Raw genomic sequence first — 15,511 nt, forward strand, 5'->3', positions numbered from 1 at the left:
GATCGAGCCGATGACCATGAACTTCCGCCAATCCCTCGCTGCCGCCTGGCAGAAAAACAACTCCCTCCTCTGCGTCGGCCTGGACCCGGACCCGGCCAAGTTCCCCGCCCACCTGCAGGGCCGCGACGACGCCATCTTCGAGTTCTGCAAGAGCATCGTGGACGCCACCGCCGACCTGGTGTGCAGCTTCAAGCCCCAGATCGCCTACTTCGCCGCCCGCCGCGCCGAAGACCAGCTGGAAGCCCTGATCGCCCACATCCATGAGCGGCACCCGGGCATCCCGGTGGTCCTGGATTCCAAGCGGGGCGACATCGGCAGCACCGCCGAGCAGTACGCGGTGGAAGCCTTCGAGCGCTTCGGCGCCGACGCCGTCACCATCAATCCCTACATGGGCCGCGACTCCGTCGAGCCCTACCTGGCCTACCCGGACAAGGGCGTGATCCTGCTTTGCCGCACGTCCAACCCCGGCGGCAGCGACCTGCAGTTCCTCGAAATTGGCAACAGCGGCGGCGAAAAGCTGTTCGAGCGCGTCGCCCGCCTGGTGGCCACGGAATGGAACACCACCGGCCAGTGCGCCCTGGTGGTGGGCGCCACCTTCCCCGCCGAAATCGCCCGGGTACGGGAACTGACCGGCGACCTGCCCCTGCTGGTGCCAGGCATCGGCGCCCAGGGTGGCGACATCGAAGCCACGGTCAAGGCCGGTCGCACCGCCGATGGCACCGGCCTGATGATCAATTCCTCCCGCGCCATTCTCTACGCCGGCAAGGGCGAGGACTTCGCCGCTGCCGCCCGCCGGGTGGCCCTGGAAACCCGGGACGCCATCAACCGCTATCGTTGAGAAGCGGGCGGGGCGGCCATGCCGGCAATGGCATGGCCGTCAGGCAGGAAACACGGTCTTTCCCTGACTCCACTGCCGGAGAACGCCGTCCTTAGTGCATTTCCAGCCACCGCCCTGCAACCCTCCGCCGTCCCCTCGCCACCGCACCACTCCCGGCCTTTTTCCTCTCCTTCCGGATCGCCCATGAAACGCCTCCTGCTGCCCCTCCTGGCCCTCGCCGCCTGGCCCGCCCTGGCGGCGCCGCGCCATCTGCCGGTTCCCGGCGGGGTGGCGGTGGTGCCACTGCAGGCGCCTGCCGGCAAGGCGCCCAGGGCCTTCTTCGGTGACACGCCCCTGGCCGTGGTGCGGGAAGAGGGCCGCTGGCTGGCCCTGCTCGGCATTCCCCTGGAGACACCGCCGGGACGCCTCAGCCTGCGTCTGGAAGGCAGCGACGCAGCCACGGCCGAGGTGGAGGTGCGGGCCAAGGACTATCCGGTGCAGCGCCTGACCGTGCGCAACCCGCGCCACGTCAATCCGACGCCGGAAGACGAGCTGCGCATCGCCCGGGAGCAGGAAATCCAGGACCGCCTCAAGCGCCACTTCGCCGCCACGGCGCCGGTCACCGCCTTCCGCCTGCCCGCCGACGGGCGCCTCTCCTCCCGCTTCGGCCTGCGCCGCTTTTTCAACGGCGAGCCGCGCCGGCCCCATGCCGGCCTCGACGTGGCCGCGGGCAGCGGCGCCCCGGTGCGGGCCGCCGCCCCCGGCACCGTGGTCAACACGGACAACTTCTTCTTCAACGGCAACACCGTGTTCGTGGACCATGGCCAGGGCCTGATCAGCGCCCACATGCACCTCTCCCGCGTGGACGTGAAGGAAGGCCAGCGGGTGGCCCAGGGCGAACAGCTGGGCGCCGTCGGCGCCACCGGCCGGGTCACCGGCCCCCACCTGCACTGGGCCGTGTTCCTCAACGGCACGGCGGTGGATCCGGAACTGTTCCTGGCCCCCGCCAAGGGCCGATAAAAAAGGCGCCCGCGGGCGCCTTCTCCTGGCTGGGCCGGACCTCAGCCCTTGGGCTTGGCCGGCGTGCTCATCAGCTTGCCCTCATCCTTGGCCTTGTCGCCAGGACAGGCCAGGGCCGATACACTGACAGCCGCCAGCAGCACGGCCAACACACTCGCGCACCACTTTTGCATGGACCACTCCTTCCCACGTTGAGGAAGCCGTTGGACGCCGCCCGCTGCAGGCAGTTCCTCCAGCAAGCCGCCCCGACCATGGACACCCAGACCATCCACCTGCACCTCAAGGCACCGCCCAAGCCCGATGCCGGCCAGCCCTGCAACGGTTGCGGCGTCTGCTGCGCGGCCGAGACCTGCCCCCTGGCCAGGCTGCGCTTCCGCCGGCGGCAGGGCCCCTGCCCGGCCCTGGAATGGCTGGCGGAGGAAGCCTGCTACCGCTGCGGCCTGCTGCGCCGCCCCTGCCATTACTGGCCGGGGCTGCCGGCCTGGGCCGAAGGCATGGCGCGGCGCCTGACCCGGCGCTGGATCGCCGCCGGCAGCGCCTGCGACAGCCAGGCGCAGATCGCCCCGTAGGCGCGCCGCCAGCACCGGGATAGGGAGTAGGTCTCGGGCTGCCACCACAGCAGCGTGGCGCCGCCATCCTCGCCCCGCAGTTCGAGGACGCCGTGTTCCGACCAGTCGCACCATTCTTCCGCCCCCAGGCGCCGCTGCGGCCACCACACCCGGGCCCCCAGCCAGCGGGGCGGCCCCTGCACCGTCACCCGCCCGGCCGCCACCCACAGGCGGCAGCCAGGCTGCACCGCCAGTTGCATCACCATGCCGGCGGCCAGGTCGATGGACTGGGCCTGCTCCTGCGTTCGCGGCCCCTGTTGTTCCTTCCGCTGCTGTACCTGTCTCGATTCCATGACCGTTCTCCGCGAGTTGATGGGACGGCCTCCATGCTAGAGAGAAGCCCCATCGGCGCGGCAGGCACAGGCGCCGCCCGGGAGAACCGCTACAGACACCGGCTTTCGCCATCTGTTATGGTGCAAATCCCGGCCATCTATATCTGGCCGCCGCCCCCGCCACAGGAGAACATGGGCCATGGACACCGCCCTCCCCCTCTACCAGCGTCTCGCCACCCACTACCGGGAGGCCATCGCCCACGGCTCCCTGCTGGTGGGCGACCGCTTTCCCTCGGTGCGCGCCCTCATGGGCCGCCACGGCGTCAGCCTGAGCACGGCGGTGCAGGTGTGCCGCCAGCTGGAACAGGAAGGCTGGCTGGAGGCGCGGCCCCGTTCCGGCAATTTCGTCCGCCGCCCCGCCCGCCCCGCCGGGCCCCTGCCAAGCGAGCCCCGGGCCGGCCAGTTGCCGGACCCGGCCCAGTTCGTCGGCATCCATGGGCGGGTCTCGGAAATCATCGCCCGGGGCCGCCAGCAGCCGGTCAGCGTGAATTTTTCCAGCGCCCGCAGCGCCCCAGAACTGTATCCGGGCGAGGCCCTGCGCCTGGCGGCGGCCCGGGCCCTGCGGCGCCATCCCGACCTGCTGGTCAGCGCCCCGCCGCCCAACGGCTGTCCCGACTTCCTGCAGGTGCTGGCCCGGCGCGCCCTGGACGCGGGCATGAACCTGGGGGCGGAGGAGATCGTCGTCACCCAGGGCTGCATGGAGGCCCTCAATCTGGCCCTGCGGGCCGTGACCCAGCCCGGCGATACGGTGGCGGTGGAATCGCCCACCTTCTACGGGCTGCTGCAGGTGCTGGAAACCCTGGGCCTGAAGGCTCTGGAAATTCCCACCAGCCCCCAGACCGGCCTGTCCCTGGAAGCCCTGGAATTGGCCTGCGACCATTACGGCCCCATCGCCGCACTGGTGGTGGTGCCCCACCTGCAGAACCCCCTCGGCTGCACCATGCCCGAGGCCCACAAGGCGCGGCTGGTGGACCTCTGCGCCGAGCGGGGCATTGCCCTGATCGAGGACGACACCTACAGCCCCCTGGGGGAGGACGATACGGTGCTGCCGGCCCTCAAGCACTGGGACCGGCAGGGCGGCGTCATCCACTGCGCCTCACTGCACAAGGTGCTGGCACCGGGGCTGCGCCTGGGCTGGATCAGCGCCGGCCGCTGGCAGGCCCGGGTGGAAATGCTGAAGTACGCCCAGAGCCGCCAGAACGAGGCCCTGGGGCAACTGGTGGCCGCCGACTTCATGGGCTCCAGCGCCTACGACCGCCACCTGCGGCGCCTGCGGGCAGCCCTCGGCAGCCAGCGCCGGCGCACCACGGAGGCGGTGCTCGAGTATTTCCCCGCCGGCACCCTGGCCGCCCGGCCCCAGGGCGGGCTGGCCCTGTGGGTGCAGCTGCCGCCGGGCGTCTCGTCCCGGGAGGTTTTTGAACGGGCCCTGGGCGAAGGCATTTTCATTGCGCCGGGGCTGATGTTCTCCAACTCCAACCGCTTCGACGGCTATCTCCGCCTCAACTGCGGCGCCCCCTATACCCCGGCCATCGACGCCGCCCTCCGCCGCCTCGGTGCCATCGTCGGCGAGCTGGCCTAGGCCAGCATCCGCTCGTAGGCCGCCAGGGCCGCCGCCAGCTTGCCCTTCGGCTGATAGGTGTCGCCCAGGCCGAATTCCTGCTGCAGGGAGGACTGGTTGTCGGCGATATAGGTGATGGCCCGGCTCAGATTGTCCAGCTGGCGATCGAAGAAGTTGTTGGAGGAAGTCAGCAGCTCGGCCGATTTGACGAAGTTGCCGCTGAACTGATGCACCGTCGCCACCACCCCTTCCCGGTTCTGCTGCAGGGCACGGCTCAGGGCGGCCTCGTCCAGCACCGCCTGCTTGGTCACCGGATCGATGCTCAAGCCCAGATCAGGCATACCCCGCAGTCCCAGGTCGGCGCCATTGAAGGGATTCTCCACGCTCTGCTCCAGCTCGTAGCCGGCCACCTGGGCCGCCTGGGTGTCGGCCAGGATGCCACCCTGCTGCATGTCCTCGTCGAAACCGGTGCGCCAGGCGTTGTAGTCGCTGACGAACTGCGCCAGCTTCTGGCGGATGGCTTCGTCGCTGCTGCCGGCATCGACGCTTCCCAGGGCAGTGCCCGCTGCGGCCATCGTCTCCAGGGATGTCTGCATCTGGCTCAGTTCGGCGAACTGGCCCTTGTAGAGCACGTTCCGGTAGTTGATCTCGCTCATCATGCGATAGGCCGACTCCGGGTCGAACAGGGCCTCGTTGCGTCCGGTGGGCGAGAGCCCCTGGACGCCGCTGCTGCCGGCGGCAGACTCGACCGCGGCAGCGCCGCCCTTGAGGCTGGCAAGCAGGGCGCCGAAGCCCTCGCTGCTGCCGGTCTTGCCGCCGCCGGTCAGTTCGGCCAGGGTCTGGGCCTTGAATGTGGCGATGCGCAGGGCCAGGTCCCGGCCCGCATCCGATGTTCCGTCGATCGACATATGACCTCCTTCGGGGAAAAGCCCCCCGTTGATCCTGTGCCCAGTATTGCAAAAAGCAGGCCCGTTTTCCGGCCGGTTCCCGGCATTGCCCGGAGAGCCAAGAGGGACGCCATCTCCGGCACGGCGCCGGGGAACCCCGGTATTTCCTGGGCACCAGCGGCGGCAAGAAGTGCCGCCGCCCGGCAAGGCAGCCGAAGGGGCCGGCCGCCATGCTGCACAGCAAAACTTTTTGTCACATGCCAGCGTTATCATGGCTGCATGGGCTCGGGAGGCACCATTGGGCGAGCCCCGCGAATCACCATGACAATAACCGGAGAAACTGGATGAATGCACTGAACGGCTACAACATCGAAGACCTGCAACCCGGCATGAGCGCCAGCACCGCCAAGACCGTGACCGAAGCGGACATCGTCCTCTTCGCCGGCATCACCATGGACACCAATGCGGTGCACATGAACGAGGAATTCGCCAAGACCACCATGTTCGGCGGACGCATCGCCCACGGCATGCTGTCCGTCGGTTTCATCTCCGCCGTGCTCGGCACCCGCCTGCCCGGCCCCGGCAGCATCTACCTGGGTCAGACCCTGAAGTTCAAGGCGCCGGTGCGCCCCGGCGACACCGTCACCGCCACGGTCACGGTCAAGGAAGTCTTGGTGGAGAAAAAGCGGGTGGTGCTGGACACCGTCTGCACCGTCGGCGGCAAGCCGGTGATCGAGGGCGAAGCCACCCTGATGTGCACTTCCAGCAAAGGCTGACGGCAGTTTTTCTGCCATGAAAAAAGGGGCGCCGCGGCGCCCCTTCTGTTTTGCTCCCGGCTGGGCCGGGTACGCTTCAGGCCTCAGCCTTCCCGCGGCGCGCGGCGCTTGGCCGGCGGCTTGTTGCCGCCGAAACCGCCAGCGCCGCCGGGCTTCTTGTTGCCGAAACCGGGCTTGCTAAAGCCACCCTTGCCGCCGGGAGCCGCACCGCGGGGAGCGCGGTTGCCGTCCACGTCACCGCCCCACTTGCGACGGGGCGGAGCGATCACCTCGGATTCGCCGTCGAGACGGTGGATCAGCAGGGGACACTGCTTGATCTCCACTTCCTTGAGCAGCATCAGGGCATCCTTGGGCAGACTGTCCGGCAGTTCCACGGTGGAGTACTCGTCGAACAGGGCAATGTGGCCGATGTAGCGGCTCTGGATGTCGGCTTCGTTGGCGATGCAGCCGACGATGTCCTTGGGCGTGGCACCCTGGTTGCGGCCCACCTCGATGCGGTAGCGCACCATGTTGCCGACGTTGCCCAGATCCCGGCCCTTGCCCTTCTTGGCGTCGGTCCGCTCGGGGCGCTCACCCCGCTCCGGACGCTCTTTGCGTTCGAAACGCTCGCCCCGTTCGGGACGCTCGAAACGTTCCTTGCGCTCGGGGCGGCCCTCGGCCGAATCGGCCTCGAAGCTGCGCACTTCCTTTTCCGGCATCAGCAGGGGGCGGGACTTCTGCACCAGGAAAGCCAGGGCGGCGGCCACTTCGTGGGCGCCCACATTGGCCTCTTCCTCGATCTGGGTCACCACCTCTTCAAAGAAGGACAGCTCGCCGGCCTCCAGGGTCTTGATGACCTGCTGCTTGAACTGGGCGACGCGGCGGTCGGCCACGTCCTGCTTGGTCGGCAGACGCAGGGGGGAGATGTTCTGGCGCGTCACCTTTTCGATGGTGCGCAGCATGCGCATTTCCCGGGGGGAAACGAAGAGGATGGCGGTGCCGGTACGGCCGGCGCGGCCGGTGCGACCGATACGGTGCACATAGGCTTCGACGTCGTAGGGAATGTCGTAGTTGATGACGTGGCTGACACGGGGCACGTCGATGCCGCGGGCGGCCACGTCGGTGGCGATGACGATGTCCAGGCCACCGCTCTTCAGCTGCTCGATGACACGCTCGCGGCTAGCCTGGTTCATGTCGCCGTTGAGGGCAGCAGCAGCGTAGCCCCGGGCTTCCAGCTTCTGGGCCAGCTCTTCGGTGGCGGTCTTGGTGCGCACGAAGATGATGGCGGCGTCCAGGCTGTCTTCCACTTCCATGATGCGGGTCAGGGCATCCAGCTTGTGCAGGCCGGAAACCTGCCAGTAGCGCTGCTGGATGGCGGAGACGGTGCTGGTGGCGGACTTGATCTTCACTTCCTGGGGATCGCGCAGGTACTTCTGGGCGACACGGCGAATCTGCTCCGGCATGGTGGCGGAGAACAGGGCGGTCTGGCGCTCGGCGGGAATGTGCTCGAGGATCCACTCGACGTCGTCGATGAAGCCCATGCGCAGCATTTCGTCGGCCTCGTCCAGCACCAGGGTCTTCAGGCGGGACAGGTCCAGGCTCTTGCGCTCCAAGTGGTCCATGACCCGGCCCGGGGTGCCGATGATGACGTGGGCGCCGCGCTGCAGCTGCTTCAGCTGGATACCCAGGCTCTGGCCGCCGTAAATGGGCAGCACGTGGAAGCCGGGCAGGTGCTTGGCGTATTTCTGACAGGCCTCGGCCACCTGGATGGCCAGCTCGCGGGTGGGGGCCAGGACCAGGGCCTGGGGGAAACGCTGGGTCACGTCCAGCTTCTGCAGCAGGGGCAGGGCGAAGGCGGCGGTCTTGCCGGTACCGGTCTGGGCCATGCCCAGCAGGTCCTTGCCTTCCATCAGCAGGGGAATGCATTCGGCCTGGATGGAGGACGGGGTTTCATAACCCACATCGGTCAATGCCTGCAGAATGGGTTCGGAGAGGCCCAATTGGGCAAAGGTGTCGACAGAGGATGTCATGGAGCTTCCAGTAATGAGGTGGAGCCGCTCGAGGCAGCTCAGGTCAAGCGCAGGGAATCGCCAGCCAATTTGGGGTCATCATTGACCCGACCAAGCCCCGGAAAAGCCGAGGCGCCCACTTCCGCCGAACCCCGAAGACGGATGTCTCCGGCCCGACGGCCACAACCGCGAGGATCAAAGCGCCTTAACGCGCTTCCCGCTCTGCGGCATCAACCCGTTCCTGCCCCTGCCGACCCGCCTGTTCCAGCTGTCCCTGCAGCTTTTCCTGGGTCTCTTTGGCCTGCTGAACTTCCTGAGCCTTGGCGGCTCCGCCTGCTGCAGCCGTGGTGGCGGTGTCGGCCAGGCCACAGGCAGTCAGGGAAAGAAGAAGCGCGATGCAGACGATACGCAACATGGGGGCTTCCAACGGGAAGGGCGTACTGTACTCCTAAATATCGGAGATTACGAGCTTTTTCCCGGCAAACGCAGTGCCGGATGCCTATACTCGAAGTAGGGATTTCCCCCCGGCATGAACGCTAAGGAGAACGTCATGAGCTTCTTCGATGGCTCCATCGGCCGCTGCGAAGCGGTCCACGAAATGGTCCTGACCGATCAGACTCAACGGCAATGCGCCTTGGAGCACGGCTGCCCGCCGGGGAGGGAGTGTCCGCTGGATGGCTGCTTTGCCCAGGTTTCCGGTCTGGCAGAAAGCGACATGCCCGTGACCGGCGAAAAAACGGCCAAACGCTTTCGCCACTGATGCTGACCTGTAGCCTCGTCCGCGGGGCTAGGTACGGGAGAGTTATGTTGGCTCAGGCCGCCAGCGGAACGGGAGCGTAACCGACGTTGCGCATATGCACGGCCAGGGCCGTATCCATGGTGGCGGCATGGGTGGTGAACCAGTCCACCAGTTCCGCCACGGCCTTGCGCCCGATGGAAATGTCGCCCCGGCTGACGAAGCGGCGGATGCTCTGCAGGGTCTGCAGGACTCGCCGATGCTCATCCATATGGCAGTGGATGGGAAGAAAGTTGGAGGCCTCCATCCAGCGGTCTTCCTGCTCGAAATGATCCACGGTGTGGGCCAGAAACTGGTCGAAGCCATCCAGGAACTGGTCATCGGCAATTTCGGCCAAGCGGTTGATCCACTCCACGAACTCCTTGTGGGTGTGATCCATGGGAGCGCAGCCCAGGTCGTACTGGGGCAGCCAGGGCATCAGAGGCATCACTTAATCCATATAAAACGTACGGTTATTATCCATTTTGAGGTGCACCGCCATTTTGATGCACATTAAAAATTGCGGATATGCCATAAGCCGCACTTTTCCCTGGTGGGCGCTGCTGCCTGGATTAAACTGATACCAACAAACAAGAGGGGGAGACAAAGCATGAGCAACGTCAAGACACTGAACCCGCTGATCCCGGACCCGGAGATTTTCCAGGACTTCGTGGATGCCCTGGGGGACCACATCCCAGCCATCGAGCGAGACATCGGCCGGTTGAAGAATGCCCCGGAGGACCGGGCCGTACTGGCCGACCTCTTCCGCGCCGTGCACACCATCAAGGGCGACGCCGCCCTGTGCAAGCTGGACCTGGCGGTGCGCATCGCCCATCCCATCGAATCCATCCTCTCTCGCCTGCGGGAAGGACAGCTGCAGTTCTCCGACCTCATCGGCGAAGCCGTGCTGCTGGCCCTGGACCGCCTGGAGCTGGCCATCGACGCCATTGGCGCCGGCCGCTCGGTGGAAAACCTGCGCCTGGACAAGCTGATCCAAGGCCTCGACGCCCTGGGCGGCTGCCAGCCGGCCGAAGTGGACCAGTACAGTGCCGAACTGATCGAGGCGGTCACCGGCTTCCAGCCCATCGCCAGCATCGGCACTGCGCCGCGGCAGGCCCGGCCGGTTCTGCGCAGCAACGAACATCTGGCCAACGACCTGCGCTTCTTCCGCAGCCTGGCCCAACAGTTCGAGAACCGCTCCCCCCTCTTCAAGGGCCGCAGCGCCAGGCTGCTGAAACTGGCCCTGGACACCAATGCGGAAGCAGGCAAGCCGGTGGACCCGGTGCAGCTGGCAGCCGCGGTCTACATGCACGACCTTGGCATGATGTTCGTCCCCGAATCGGTCTGGCTCAAGGTGGGGCGCATGACGGACGAGGAAAAGCAGCAACTGCGTCAGCATCCGCTGCAGGGAGCCGGCCTGCTGCAGCGCATGGAAGGCTGGGAGGAAGCGGCCCGCATGGTGGCGGAGCACCACGAAATGCCCGACGGCGCCGGTTACCCCAGGGGCCTGGGGCAAAGGGACATCTGCGACGGGGCCAAGATCCTGGCCATTGTGGATGCCTTCGAGGCGGTCACCCTGAAACATGGCCAGCGGGGCCATACCCGCTCCGTGCTGCGGGCCATTGCCGAGGTCAACGCCTGCGACAAGCAGTTCGCCCCGGAATGGATCGCCCCCTTCAACGCCGTCATCCGGCGCCAGGTGGAAGCGGCCGACTAGGCGGAGGCGGCCAGCCGGCGCAGGACGACGGAGGCCGCGACGAGACCGAAGCTGGCCGTCACCGTGACGGCGGAACCGAAGCCGGCGCAGTTAAGGCCAGCCGCTCCGCCGCTTGCCGGCGTCGCACAGGCTGCATCGGGATAACGCAGGGGCTCTTCCGAATAGACGGCGTCGATGCCGAATTTCTTTTTCGGGTCCTTGGGAAAGCCGTGGCTCTTGCGCAACTGGCCCCGCACCTTGGCCAGCAGGGGGTCCTGGACGGTACGGGAGAGATCGGCAACCCGGATCATGGTCGGGTCCATCTGTCCGCCGGCCGCCCCGGCCGTCACCACCGGCCAGTCATGGCGCCGGCACCAGGCCAGCATGGCGGTTTTCGCCCGCACCCCGTCGATGGCATCCACCAGATAATCCACCGGCGGCAAGGCCCCGAGCAGGGCATCCAGGTTGTCGGGCTCGACGAAGTCGTCCACCAGGGTCAGCCGGCAGTCCGGATTGATCTGCCGCACCCGCCCGGCCATGGCTTCGATCTTCGCCTGGCCCAGGGTGGCCTCCAGGGCATGGATCTGCCGATTCAGATTGGATTCGGCCACATGGTCCAGATCGATCAGGGTCAGGGCCCCCACTCCGCTGCGTGCCAAGGCTTCCACGCTCCAGGAGCCAACGCCGCCGATACCGACCACGCACACATGGGCCGCCCGGAAGCGGGCCAGGGCCTGGGTTCCGTAGAGCCGGGCAACGCCACCGAAGCGGCGCTCGTAATCGGGGGAGGAGTCGATTTGGTTCATGGCGGGCGATGATACCCCAGGCCGCAGCTCCCTGGCTGCCCGGAGCCCGGGCTGCTACCATGGTTGCATCATGAGCCATGACAAGAAACTGCGTTCCCAGAAGGCAGGGCTGGAGCCCGGCAGCCTGGTCCATCTCGGCGAGGTGAAGACCAGCACGCCCACGCTGATGCTGCTCGAGTACGACAGCAACGGTCTGTACGAGCAGGAGTTGAGCAGCCGGGAGCAGATCGACGGGCTGGTCCGGCGCCCTGGCTGCACTCTCTGGCTCAATGTTTATGGCCTGCAGGACCCGGACCTGATGGCCGCCATCGGCAAACGTTTCGGCCTGCATCCCCTGGTGCTGGAAGACATCCTCAACACCGACCAGCGGCCCAAGGTCGACGACTACGAGGACTATCTCTACCTGGTGGCGCGCCTCTTCGATTACGTGCCCCACAGCCGCCAACTGGCCAGCGACCAGGTCAGCATCATCCTGGGCAAGGATTTTGTCCTCACCTTCCAGGAGCGGCCCTCCGGCACCTTTGGCGCCCTGCGGGAGCGGCTGCGGGCCAATCGCAACCAGGTTCGCCGCCTCGGCGCCGACTATCTGGCCTATTCCCTGCTGGACTCCCTGGTGGATCGCTATTTCGCCCTGGTCGAGCAGGTGGGCGACCATGCCGAAATTCTGGAGACTTCCCTCATCAACCGGCGCCCCCGGCCGGGGGTGTTGCAGTCCATCCACAGGCACAAGCGGCAGATCACCACCCTGCGCCGTGCCATCTGGCCCCTGCGGGAGGTGCTCAACGTCCTGCTACGCAGCCATGACGGTTTCTTCCGGGCGGAAACGGTGCTCTACCTGCGCGACGTCTACGATCACACCGTCCATCTGATCGAGTCCCTGGAGGACCTGCGGGACCTGCTGACCGGCCTGCTGGACGTCTACCTCTCCGCAGTCAGCAACCGGGTGAACATGGAGGTTCGGGCACTGACCGTGGTGGCCACCATTTTCATGCCGGCCACCCTGATTGCCGGCGTCTTCGGCATGAACTTCCATGTCATGCCCTGGCTGGAACACCCCGATGGATTCTGGTTCGCCATGGGACTGATGGGCGCCATCGCCACCATCATGCTGGCGGCCTTCTGGCGACGGCGCCTGATCGGCTGAGCAACCGACTCCTAGCGGTTGTCTAGCCAGAAGGCCAGGCCCTGGGCATTGAGTTCGATATCCAGGGCAAAGATCTCCAGCAGTTGCGCTTCCGGCACGGTCCAGCAGTAGCGCTTCGCCTCTGCCAGCAGCAGCTCGTTAAGACCGGCCACCAGCTGTTCCTGGCGTACCTGACCGCTTCCTTCCACAGCTTCGACCAGCGCCACGTGGGCGTCCAGCAGGCGATGTAGGTCGGCCCCCAGGCGCTTGACGTCATGCACCCGGCTGAAATGGGTGAGGAACATGTAGGGCAGGTCAAAGGAAAGCAGCAGGTCGATGGAGGCATGCATGGCCGCCGGATCGAACTGGACCGGTGTCGTGGTGGGGAAGACGAACTGTTTCAGTTCGTCCCCAACCTGGAGGTCCAGTTCCCGATAGGACAGGCCGAAGGTATCGCCGGTAAAGATGCCGCCCCCCTTGCGATCCACCAGCCCCAAATGATGCTTGGCATGGCCGGGCAAATCGAGGCACAGCATTTCCCGATTACCCAACTGCAGGCAGGTTCCGTGGCCGGCCTCGATGATCCGCTCGGCGGGCACCGGGATCAGCTCCCCGTAGAAGTCCCGGGCCCGGGACTCCCCATAGACGGCCACCACGCCGGCCCAAAGCTTGGACGGCTCGGCCATGTGCCGTGCGCCCCGGGGGTGGACCACCAGACGGGCATTGTCGAAGGCCTGCATATACGCCCCGGCACCGCCCGCATGGTCCAGATGGATATGGGTGAGAACCACGTAGTCCACGCAAGCCGCCGTCAGCCCCAATGCCGCCAGGGCCGACTGGACGCGGGGCAGGGAAGCATTGTTGGCCGTATCCACGACTGCCACCCGCCCCTCATCTACGATGAGATGAATGGCCGCCAGATGGGGGCGGCCATAGCCGGATTCCAGGGCATATACACCCTGCTCATAGGGGATCAATCCCAGTTCGGTGTTGTTCATGGTCTCCATCATTCTTGTTGAGTGTGGGGTTATTGTAGCGGAGCACCGTACTGAGGCGTATTGCCACCCGAGCCACTCTGTGGGAGCCTCGCCTTATTCCTTTTTCAACGCTACGCACCGGTCAGCCATGAGCCATTTTTTTGCAGACGACGGCGAGAAGATCCACCTGCACGTTTCCGGCAACGGCACACCGCCGATTGTGATGCTGCACGGGTGGACGTCCAGCCATCAGGAGTGGTTCCCCTTCCTGCAGGACCTCAACACCCACCATCGGGTGTGGCGTTGGGACGCCCGTGGCCATGGCGGCCACGCCCTGAGCCAGCCGACCCCGCCGACCGTACAGCGCATGGCCAGGGATTTGCGTAATCTGCTGGAGACCTACGATTTGGAAGAGGTGGTGGCTGTCGGCCACTCCATGGGTGCCCTGACCCTGTGGCAGTACATCCGTGATTACGGCTGCGACCGTCTGGGGAAGATTTGCCTGATCGACCAATCACCTAAGCTAGTTACGGCCGCAGACTGGCCCCACGGCGTTTACGGGGATTTCGACGAGCACCGCTCCAGCGCCTTCATCAACGAACTGGAACAGGACTTTCCTGAAGCCGTGCTACGCCTGGGAGCCCTCGGCCTGAATCGGCGCGCCAGGGAAAAATACGAAGCGAATGCCAAGGGCTGGGCCAAGGCCCGGGAATGGTTAAGTCAGTTGCCCCCCAAACCCTTGATTGCCTGCTGGCAGAGTTTGACGGAAGCGGATTACCGGGATGTGCTGCAGCAGATCCACATTCCGGCTCTGCTGATCTACGGCGGCGAAAGCAACTTCTATCACAGCAGCACTGCACACTATGTCGCGGCCCGCATACCCCGGGCCCTTCTGCACATCTACGAAGGCACGGACCACTCCCCCCACCAGTGGCAGAGGGAGCGTTTCGTCCGGGACCTGCTGACGTTTATCGGTGGTTAACCGAGCTTAACGACAGGCCAGCATCTCCACTTCGAATACCAGGGTTGCATTGGGGGGGATGACACCGCCGGCACCACGGGCACCATAGCCCAGTTCCGGCGGAATGGTGAGCTTGCGGCTCCCGCCGATCTTCATTCCCTGCACCCCCTCATCCCAGCCGGCAATGACGTGGCGGGCCCCCAGCATGAACTCGAAAGGATCATTGCGATCCTTGGAGGAGTCAAACTTCTGGCCATCCGTCAGCCAACCGGTGTAATGCACGGTAACGATGTCGCCGGCCTTGGCTTCGACGCCGTCGCCCAGGACCAGTTCTTCAATGATGAGGCCGGAAGCAGTGGTGGTAGTACTCATGAAGTCTCCTGAAAGTTAGGGGAAAAACGGGCTGCAATTATTGCTCAGACAGCGCTCAGGCGATCCGGAAAATCCCGCTTGAGTTGCTGCAGCTTCGGCGCAATCACCAGCTGGCAATAGGGTTGAGCGGCATTTCGCGCGTAGTAGTCACGATGATACGCTTCCGCCTGATGGAAAGGCCCCAGAGGCAGCAATTCCGTGACGATGGGGCAGGGCCACCGGGCCTGAAGGTCAGCGATGAACTGCTTTGCCAGCGCTTCCTGCAGGGGACTGGCGAAGAATATGACCGAGCGGTACTGGGAGCCTATGTCATGCCCTTGTCGATTGACAGTGGTGGGGTCATGGCTACTGAAAAACACCTGTAGCAGGGCTTGGAAGCCAATTCGCGCTGGATCGAAAGCGATTCGTACAACCTCTGCGTGACCCGTCGTTCCGGTGCATACGGCCTCATAGTCCGGGGCCTCGGTGCGCCCACCGCTATAGCCCGGCTCCACGGACAGCACGCCATCCAGGCGACGGAATACCGCTTCCAGACACCAGAAACAGCCTCCGCCCAAGGTCAGATGATCTACCTCAACATTGCCTAATGTCATGTTGCTTTCCATTGCGGGTGGTTGGAAATTGACCATCATGAGGTAAATAAATTCACGGCGAATGCTCCCCTTGCGACAGTTCAAGTCACCAAGAGGGCGTTTTTGAGTGGGGGGGGGGGATTTGGAGGGTACAAATAGAAACACCCCAGCCACGAGGTAGCTGGGGTGTTGTAAGGGGAGCCTGGCGGTGACCTACTTTCGCACATGAAGTATGCACTATCA

The 15,511-nt window shown here is 65.5% G+C and carries 19 protein-coding genes; 9 read left to right on the forward strand and 10 right to left on the reverse strand.

The genetic code is table 11. The annotated features are described in order from the left end of the window. The first annotated feature begins 16 nt into the window (after positions 1-16). Entirely contained in the window at positions 17-838 is an 822-nt protein-coding gene (pyrF, locus tag EV678_RS15715) for an orotidine-5'-phosphate decarboxylase (RefSeq protein ID WP_130460169.1), read from the forward strand. A 183-nt stretch (positions 839-1,021) separates the two neighbouring features. After that, positions 1,022-1,837 (forward strand): M23 family metallopeptidase, encoded by an 816-nt coding sequence (locus EV678_RS15720; protein WP_130460170.1) that lies wholly within the window; start codon positions 1,022-1,024, stop codon positions 1,835-1,837. Positions 1,838-1,878: 41 nt separating this feature from the next. On the opposite strand, the gene EV678_RS16520 is transcribed toward EV678_RS15720, so the two are convergent. After that, on the reverse strand, positions 1,879-2,010 hold the full coding sequence (locus EV678_RS16520; RefSeq protein WP_268907600.1) for a hypothetical protein: 132 nt from the start codon (positions 2,008-2,010) through the stop codon (positions 1,879-1,881). Between the two features lie 78 nt (positions 2,011-2,088). Between EV678_RS16520 and EV678_RS15725 the strand changes: the two genes are divergently transcribed. Continuing rightward, positions 2,089-2,406, forward strand: a complete 318-nt coding sequence (locus EV678_RS15725; protein ID WP_165397545.1) for a hypothetical protein — start codon at positions 2,089-2,091, stop codon at positions 2,404-2,406. Here the strand turns inward: EV678_RS15725 and EV678_RS15730 are convergent. Further along, positions 2,298-2,738 (reverse strand): hypothetical protein, encoded by a 441-nt coding sequence (locus tag EV678_RS15730; protein ID WP_130460172.1) that lies wholly within the window; start codon positions 2,736-2,738, stop codon positions 2,298-2,300. The genes EV678_RS15725 and EV678_RS15730 overlap by 109 nt on opposite strands. A gap of 178 nt (positions 2,739-2,916) precedes the next feature. On the opposite strand from EV678_RS15730, the gene EV678_RS15735 reads away from it, so the two are divergent. Next, on the forward strand, positions 2,917-4,356 hold the full coding sequence (locus EV678_RS15735) for an aminotransferase-like domain-containing protein (RefSeq protein ID WP_130460173.1): 1,440 nt from the start codon (positions 2,917-2,919) through the stop codon (positions 4,354-4,356). On the opposite strand, the gene fliD is transcribed toward EV678_RS15735, so the two are convergent. Next, on the reverse strand, positions 4,353-5,243 hold the full coding sequence (fliD, locus tag EV678_RS15740; protein WP_165397546.1) for a flagellar filament capping protein FliD: 891 nt from the start codon (positions 5,241-5,243) through the stop codon (positions 4,353-4,355). The two genes, EV678_RS15735 and fliD, sit on opposite strands and share 4 nt — an antisense overlap. A gap of 323 nt (positions 5,244-5,566) precedes the next feature. On the opposite strand from fliD, the gene EV678_RS15745 reads away from it, so the two are divergent. Then, on the forward strand, positions 5,567-5,998 hold the full coding sequence (locus EV678_RS15745) for a MaoC family dehydratase (RefSeq protein WP_014236448.1): 432 nt from the start codon (positions 5,567-5,569) through the stop codon (positions 5,996-5,998). An 83-nt stretch (positions 5,999-6,081) separates the two neighbouring features. On the opposite strand, the gene EV678_RS15750 is transcribed toward EV678_RS15745, so the two are convergent. Both EV678_RS15750 and EV678_RS15755 read right to left on the reverse strand, forming a co-directional pair. Further along, positions 6,082-8,007, reverse strand: coding sequence for a DEAD/DEAH box helicase (locus EV678_RS15750; RefSeq protein WP_130460175.1), 1,926 nt, complete (start codon positions 8,005-8,007; stop codon positions 6,082-6,084). 184 nt (positions 8,008-8,191) lie between these two features. Then, the gene (locus EV678_RS15755) at positions 8,192-8,401 is read right to left on the reverse strand and encodes a hypothetical protein (RefSeq protein ID WP_014236446.1); all 210 of its coding nucleotides are present in this window, start codon (positions 8,399-8,401) and stop codon (positions 8,192-8,194) included. A gap of 135 nt (positions 8,402-8,536) precedes the next feature. On the opposite strand from EV678_RS15755, the gene EV678_RS15760 reads away from it, so the two are divergent. Then, positions 8,537-8,746, forward strand: a complete 210-nt coding sequence (locus EV678_RS15760) for a hypothetical protein (RefSeq protein ID WP_014236445.1) — start codon at positions 8,537-8,539, stop codon at positions 8,744-8,746. A gap of 52 nt (positions 8,747-8,798) precedes the next feature. Here EV678_RS15760 and EV678_RS15765 read toward each other — a convergent pair whose 3' ends face one another. Continuing rightward, positions 8,799-9,209 (reverse strand): hemerythrin domain-containing protein, encoded by a 411-nt coding sequence (locus tag EV678_RS15765; protein ID WP_014236444.1) that lies wholly within the window; start codon positions 9,207-9,209, stop codon positions 8,799-8,801. 162 nt (positions 9,210-9,371) lie between these two features. Between EV678_RS15765 and EV678_RS15770 the strand changes: the two genes are divergently transcribed. Further along, positions 9,372-10,478: an HD-GYP domain-containing protein gene (locus EV678_RS15770; protein WP_130460176.1), complete on the forward strand. Its 1,107-nt coding sequence runs from the start codon at positions 9,372-9,374 to the stop codon at positions 10,476-10,478. Here the strand turns inward: EV678_RS15770 and tcdA are convergent. Next, positions 10,475-11,263, reverse strand: a complete 789-nt coding sequence (gene tcdA / locus EV678_RS15775) for a tRNA cyclic N6-threonylcarbamoyladenosine(37) synthase TcdA (RefSeq protein ID WP_130460177.1) — start codon at positions 11,261-11,263, stop codon at positions 10,475-10,477. The genes EV678_RS15770 and tcdA overlap by 4 nt on opposite strands. 70 nt (positions 11,264-11,333) lie before the next feature. Here tcdA and corA point away from each other — a divergent pair, with 70 nt between their 5' ends. Beyond that, a complete protein-coding gene (gene corA, locus EV678_RS15780; protein ID WP_014236441.1) occupies positions 11,334-12,407 on the forward strand; it encodes a magnesium/cobalt transporter CorA in 1,074 nt (357 codons plus the stop codon). Between the two features lie 11 nt (positions 12,408-12,418). Here corA and EV678_RS15785 read toward each other — a convergent pair whose 3' ends face one another. Beyond that, positions 12,419-13,384 carry an MBL fold metallo-hydrolase gene (locus tag EV678_RS15785; RefSeq protein WP_130460178.1) on the reverse strand — a complete coding sequence of 322 codons (966 nt, stop codon included), beginning with the start codon at positions 13,382-13,384 and terminating at the stop codon, positions 12,419-12,421. On the opposite strand from EV678_RS15785, the gene EV678_RS15790 reads away from it, so the two are divergent. Continuing rightward, entirely contained in the window at positions 13,383-14,345 is a 963-nt protein-coding gene (locus tag EV678_RS15790; RefSeq protein ID WP_235832484.1) for an alpha/beta fold hydrolase, read from the forward strand. The two genes, EV678_RS15785 and EV678_RS15790, sit on opposite strands and share 2 nt — an antisense overlap. A gap of 6 nt (positions 14,346-14,351) precedes the next feature. Here EV678_RS15790 and EV678_RS15795 read toward each other — a convergent pair whose 3' ends face one another. Further along, positions 14,352-14,696, reverse strand: coding sequence for an FKBP-type peptidyl-prolyl cis-trans isomerase (locus tag EV678_RS15795; protein WP_014236438.1), 345 nt, complete (start codon positions 14,694-14,696; stop codon positions 14,352-14,354). Between the two features lie 44 nt (positions 14,697-14,740). Continuing rightward, positions 14,741-15,328, reverse strand: coding sequence for a peptide-methionine (S)-S-oxide reductase MsrA (msrA, locus tag EV678_RS15800; protein ID WP_328590247.1), 588 nt, complete (start codon positions 15,326-15,328; stop codon positions 14,741-14,743). Between the last annotated feature and the right edge of the window lie 183 nt (positions 15,329-15,511).

Origin of the sequence: Azospira oryzae (assembly GCF_004217225.1) — a bacterium.
GTDB lineage: Bacteria > Pseudomonadota > Gammaproteobacteria > Burkholderiales > Rhodocyclaceae > Azospira > Azospira oryzae.